Annotated in this window: 4 protein-coding genes; all 4 read left to right on the top strand. The window is 70.9% G+C overall.

Annotation, left to right across the window (positions count from 1 at the left end; translation table 11 throughout):
- Window positions 1–270: 270 nt before the first annotated feature.
- Complete coding sequence (locus AOK22_RS37320; protein WP_208606504.1) at window positions 271–1,923, top strand: ABC transporter substrate-binding protein; 1,653 nt, start codon at window positions 271–273, stop codon at window positions 1,921–1,923.
- 28 nt (window positions 1,924–1,951) lie between these two features.
- On the top strand, window positions 1,952–2,914 hold the full coding sequence (locus tag AOK22_RS37315; protein WP_055703095.1) for an ABC transporter permease: 963 nt from the start codon (window positions 1,952–1,954) through the stop codon (window positions 2,912–2,914).
- Window positions 2,911–4,956: a dipeptide/oligopeptide/nickel ABC transporter permease/ATP-binding protein gene (locus AOK22_RS37310; protein WP_079037082.1), complete on the top strand. Its 2,046-nt coding sequence runs from the start codon at window positions 2,911–2,913 to the stop codon at window positions 4,954–4,956. The genes AOK22_RS37315 and AOK22_RS37310 overlap by 4 nt, the downstream gene beginning before the upstream one ends.
- Window positions 4,953–5,951, top strand: a 999-nt coding sequence (locus AOK22_RS37305; protein ID WP_055703094.1) for an oligopeptide/dipeptide ABC transporter ATP-binding protein, incomplete at its 3' end; no start/stop codon positions are given. The genes AOK22_RS37310 and AOK22_RS37305, both read left to right, overlap by 4 nt.

The following is a 5,951-nucleotide window of genomic DNA, read 5'->3' as shown; positions in this document are numbered from 1 at the left end:
GCAGCGGCGCGCCCGGCCGCAGCCCTCTCTCCAGGATCAACTCGACGACCTCACGCCGCACTTGACCGCTCACTCGCCGCTCTCGGATCGGCTCCTGCGCCATGCGCGCCATCGTAGGCACGAGTGACATCCCACGTCCCACCTCCGGCACGACTTCGTCCCGTTCGGATCCCTGCGCACTCTCTTGACCGGGTCCCGCGCCGCTCCTATCGTCGCCACGCCACCCACGACGTAGGACGTGGGACCTCTCAGGGAGGCAAGGGAGACACAGTGAGCGACCTGATCCCCCGGACCGCGACGCGCCACGGCTCACCTCAGACCACGCCGGACCGCCGGTCCTTCCTCAAGTACACCGGCGCGCTCGGCGCGGCCGCCGCCCTCACCACCACGCTCTCCGCCTGCTCGGGGCCCGAGTCCACGAACGAGGCCGACGGCGGCGGCAAGGGCGGCGACGCGACGCTCACGGCCGTCATCGGCTATGGCAACGACGGCAGTTGGGACCCCACCCAGACCGCGTCCGCCTTCGCGATGGCCGGCAACGAGCACATCTACGAGGGCCTGCTCGGCACGGACCCCCTCACCCGCGAGCCCTACGCCGCGCTGGCCACCGAGGTCCCGGACGACCTCAAGGCGACCACCTGGAAGTTCGCGCTGCGGCCGGGCGCCACCTGGCACGACGGCAAGCCGGTCACCGCCGACGACGTGGTCTTCGTCTTCGACCGCATCCTGGACCCCAAGACCCAGACGCTCGCCAAGGGCTTCTTCGCGAGCTGGCTCAAGGAGGTCAGGAAGGTCGACGCCACGAACGTCGAGCTGATCCTCAAGTTCCCCTTCCCCGACGGCGCCGCGCGGCTCTCCCTCGCCAAGATCATGCCGAAGCACGTCTTCTCCCGGCCGGGCGCCTGGGACGACGCGACCAAGGGGAAGGCGGTGGGTTCGGGCCCGTACCGGATGACCGCGCACCACCCGAAGTCGAACACCACCTTCGAGGCGCACGCGGACTACAACGGCCCGCGCAAGGCCGCCTTCAAGAAGATGAACTGGCTGACGATCGTGGACGCCGCGCCGCGCGTGGCGAAGATATCCGGCGGCGACGCGGGCGCGGAGATCTCCGACAACATCCCCTATGCCAACATCGAGCAGCTCAAGAAGGACGGCCTGACCGTCGAGGGCGGCGCGGGCATGAACAACCTCTTCCTGCTCTTCAACACCGCGCACAAGCCGTTCGACGACGTGCGCGTGCGCCAGGCCCTGCACTACGCCATCGACCGCGACAAGATGATCGAGGCCGCGCTCAGGGGCCACGGCAAGGCGTCGACGTCCTTCCTCGACGAGGCCAACCCCTCCTACCGGCCCGCGAAGACGGTCTACGGACACGACCTGGCCAAGGCGAAGAAGCTCCTGAAGGAGGCCGGGGTCGACAGCCTCAAGATCAACCTCATGGCCGTGAACGTGAGCTGGATCGTGGACTGTCTGCCCACCATCCAGGACGGCTGGAAGAAGCTCGGCGTCGAGGTCACCCTCGACCCGCAGGAGACCACCGCGGTCTTCACCAAACTGGACCAGAAGAAGGACTTCCAGATCGTCGCGGCCGCCTCGAACCCCAATCAGTTCGGCATCGACGCCGACCTGATCATGCACTACAACTACGGCCCCGAGAACATCTGGATGGGCTACGCCCGCTGGGCGGACGACCCCGTCGCCAAGCAGCTCTTCAAGGACATGGACCAGGCCACGCGCGAGTCCGACGCGGGCCGGAAGAAGGCCATGATCCAGGACTACATCGACACGGTGGCCGAACAGGCGGTGCTCTACCCCGTCGTCCACAACGAGCTGATGACCGCCTGGGACCCCGACAAGGTCACCGGCATCAAGGCCCAGCCCTACCCGGGAATCAATCTGCTGCAGGCCAAGTGGGCCTGAGAGACGGATAGTTCAGGAGTCCCACGCCGTGACCGCAGTCCTCAGAATCCTGGCCCGCCGGATCGTCCTGCTCGTCCCGCTGCTGCTCGGCATCGTGCTCTTCGTCTTCGTCGTGATGCGGTTCTCGGACGTCGACCCGGCCTCCGCGTTCTTCCAGGGCGCCAACCCGACCCCCGAGCAACTGCACCAGTTCCGCGAGGAGAACGGTCTCCTCGATCCGCTGCCCGTCCGCTACATCGCGTTTGTAGGGGACCTGCTCCAGGGCGACATGGGCATCAGCGTCCTCAACCGCTCCCCCGTCCTGGACCAGGTCGCCACCGCCCTGCCGCTCACCATGCAGCTGACCTTCCTGGGGCTCGGCATCGCCGTGGTGCTCTCCCTCACCCTCGGCGTGACCGCCGCCATCCACCGCGACCGGCTGCCGGACCAGCTGATCCGCGTCGTCTCCCTGACCGGCGTCGCGGCGCCCGGCTTCTGGCTGGCGCTGCTGATGATCCAGTACCTGGCCGTGGAGCTCGGCTGGTTCCCGACCGGCGGCTACATCAACCCCGCCGACTCCTTCACCGGCTGGCTGAAGTCCATGACGCTGCCCGCCCTGGCGCTCTCCCTGCCGGTGGCGGCGGGGCTGACCCGCATCATCCGCACGGCCGTGGTCGAGGAGCTGGACAAGGACTACGTCCGTACGGCGATCGGCAGCGGACTGCCGCCGGTCGTGGTCGTCGGCCGCAACGTCCTGCGCAACGCCCTCATCAACCCGCTCACCGTGCTCGGCCTGCGCGTGGGCTATCTGCTCGGCGGCGCGGTTGTCATCGAGACGATCTTCTCGCTGCCCGGCATGGGCAAGCTGATGATCGACGCCGTGAAGAACGGCGACCCGGCCGTCGTGCAGGGCGTCGTCATCACCACCGCCGTCGGCTTCGTGGTCGTCAACCTCGCCATCGACATCCTGCATCTGCTGGTCAATCCGCGTCTGAGGGGGACCGGTCGATGATCACCTCACGCAAGGCGCTCGCCGACCGGCTCTCCGTGCCGGGCCTGCGGCCGCGCTCGCTGCGCAAGCTCCCCGTTCTCTCCCGTGTCGCGGTGGGCCTGCTCACCGTCGTCGTCCTCATGGCGCTCCTCGCGCCGCTGCTCGCCCCGCACGACCCGCTCGACCAGCAGCCCCAGGCGGGCGGCACCGGCGCGCCCTCCGCCGAGCACTGGATGGGCCAGGACAGCCTGGGCCGCGACATCCTCAGCCGGCTGATGTACGGGGCGCGCTGGTCGCTGGCGATCGGGCTCGGCGCCACGCTGCTCGCCCTGCTGGTCGGCGCGGTGCTCGGGGCCGTCGCGGCGACCTCCCGCAAGGCCGTCGACGAGACGCTGATGCGCTGCCTCGACGTCGTCATGGCGTTCCCCGGGATCGCGCTGGCCGCCGTGCTCGTCGCGGTCTTCGGCGGCGGCATCCTCGTCCTCATCTGCGCCATCGCGTTCCTGTTCACCCCGCCGATCGCCCGCGTCGTGCGCGCCAACGTCCTCGACCAGTACGGCGAGGACTACGTGGTCGCCGAACACGTCGTCGGCGCGCGCACCCCGCACATCCTGATCCGCCACGTCGCCGTCAACTGCGCGGCGCCCATCCTCGTGTTCTGCACGGTGCAGGTCGCCGAGGCCATCGTCTTCGAGGCCTCGCTCTCCTTCATCGGCGCGGGTGTCCGGCCGCCCGACCCGTCCTGGGGCAGCGTCATCGCCGACGGCAAGAACATGGTCCTGATCGGCGGCTGGTGGGCGACGGTCTTCCCCGGGCTCCTGATGCTGTTCACGGTCCTCGCCCTGAACATCCTCTCCGAGGGCGTGTCCGACGCCTGGGCCGCGCCGTCCGGGCGTGACGTCACGGGCGCCGCCCGCGCCCAGGACCGCGTCGAGGCCCCCGAGCCGGGCAGCGGCGAGGTCCTGGAGCTGCCGGGGCTCACCGAGGCGGCCGGGCGGCTGCGCTCACGGGCCCGCCCCCTGCCGGCCGGCGATCCGGTCCTCAGGGTCGAGCACCTGGCCGTCTCCTTCCCGCAGCGGCACGGCGGCGTGGACATCGTCGACGGCATCAGCTTCGACGTGCGCCCCGGCGAAGTCCTCGGCCTGGTCGGCGAGTCGGGCTGCGGCAAGTCGCTGACCGCGCTGACGGTGATGGGCCTGGAGCCGAACGGCGCCCGCGTGCGCGGCAGCGTCACCTTCGGCGGCCGGGAGCTGCTCGGCCTGCCCCTGCGGGCCCGCCGCCGGCTGCTCGGCCACGACATGGCGATGATCTACCAGGACGCCCTGTCGTCCCTGAACCCGGCGATGACCGTGCGCTCCCAGCTCAAGCAGGTCGTCCGCAGGGGCGGCCGGCGCACCCCGGACGAACTCCTCGGCCTGGTGGGCCTGGACCCCGAGCGGACCCTGCGCAGCTATCCGCACGAACTCTCCGGCGGCCAGCGCCAGCGCGTCCTGATCGCCATGGCCCTGTCCCGCGACCCGAAGCTGGTCGTCGCCGACGAGCCGACCACCGCGCTCGACGTGACCGTCCAGGCACAGATCATCCAGCTGCTCCTGCGCCTGCGCGAGGAGCTGGGCTTCGCGCTGATCCTCGTCTCGCACGACCTGGCCCTGGTCGCCGACGTCACCGACCGGGTGGTGGTGATGTACGGCGGACAGATCGTGGAGACGGGCGTCACCGCCGACCTCGTGGAGGCGCCGACGCACCACTACACGCGCGGCCTGCTCGGCTCGGTCCTCTCCCTGGAGTCGGCGGCGCGCCGCCTCACCCAGATCAAGGGCGTCGTACCGTCACCGGCGGACTTCCCCAAGGGCTGCAGGTTCGCGGACCGCTGCCCGCTGGCGAGCGAGGTGTGCCGGCACGAGACGCCCGCGCTCGTGGGCGGCACGGCCCACGCGACGGCCTGCCATCATCCGGCGCCCCGAAGGGGCGCGGGGAACGGCGCGACCAGCCACAGCGGCCCCGCCCACACGACCACGCTCCCCACGGCACGCCGCCCCACCACCGAGGGAAGGCCGAAATGACCCTGCCCATCGCGGAGTTGAGCGACGTGCACGTCGTGCACACGGCCCGCACCGGCGGCCTGTTCTCACGGGACAGGGTCTACGCCCTGACGGGCGCCGGCCTGTCCGTCGCCCGGGGAGAGACCGTCGGCGTGGTCGGCGAGTCCGGCTGCGGCAAGTCGACGCTCGCGAAGGTCCTCGTCGGCGTCCAGCGGCCCACGTCGGGCACGGTGTCGTTCCAGGGCGAGGACCTGTGGACCATGGCACCCGGCGCCCGCCGCACGGCGATCGGCACCCGCACCGGCATGATCTTCCAGGACCCCTCGACCGCCCTGAACCGCAGGCTCCCGATCCGGCAGATCCTGCGCGACCCCCTCGACGTCCACAAGCGGGGCTCCGCCCGTGAACGGGAGGAACGCGTACGGGAGTTGATGGCCCTCGTCGGTCTGCCGAAGGTCCTCGCGGACGGGCTGCCGGGGCAGCTCTCCGGCGGTCAGCGCCAGCGGGTCGCGATCGCCCGCGCGCTGGCCCTGGAACCGGACCTGCTCGTCGCCGACGAGCCGACGAGCGCCCTGGACGTGTCCGTGCGCGCCCAGATCCTCAATCTGCTCCTGGACCTGAAGGAACGCCTGGGCCTCGCCCTGGTGTTCGTGTCGCACGACATCCAGACGGTGCGCAGGATGAGCGACCGCGTCGTGACGATGTACCTCGGCCGGATCGTCGAGGAGTCGCCGGCCCAGGAGATCCTCGACCGCGCCCGGCACCCGTACACGCGCGCCCTGTTCTCCGCCACGCCGGGCCTGCTCGACCCCATCGACCCGATCCCGCTGGCCGGTCCGGTGCCGTCGGCCACCCGGCCGCCGAGCGGCTGCCCGTTCCGCACCCGCTGCTGGAAGGCGGACGACGTGTGCGCCACCGCCATGCCGGATGCGGAACCGGCGGGGGCGGGGCACCGGTTCCGCTGTTTCCACCCCGTGGGCGAGGGACAGTCCACCCACGAGCTCGTCACCCAGGCC

The organism is Streptomyces silaceus (assembly GCF_001419745.1).
Lineage (GTDB): Bacteria > Actinomycetota > Actinomycetes > Streptomycetales > Streptomycetaceae > Streptomyces > Streptomyces silaceus.
The sequence above is the reverse complement of the archived record's forward strand: the minus strand, read 5'-3'. Positions and strand labels throughout refer to the sequence as shown.

What these genes read in the sequence shown, in the direction of transcription:
- AOK22_RS37310 (WP_079037082.1), top strand. Translation starts at nt 2,911, where the DNA reads ATGATCACCTCACGCAAGGCGCTCGCCGACCGGCTCTCCGTGCCGGGC.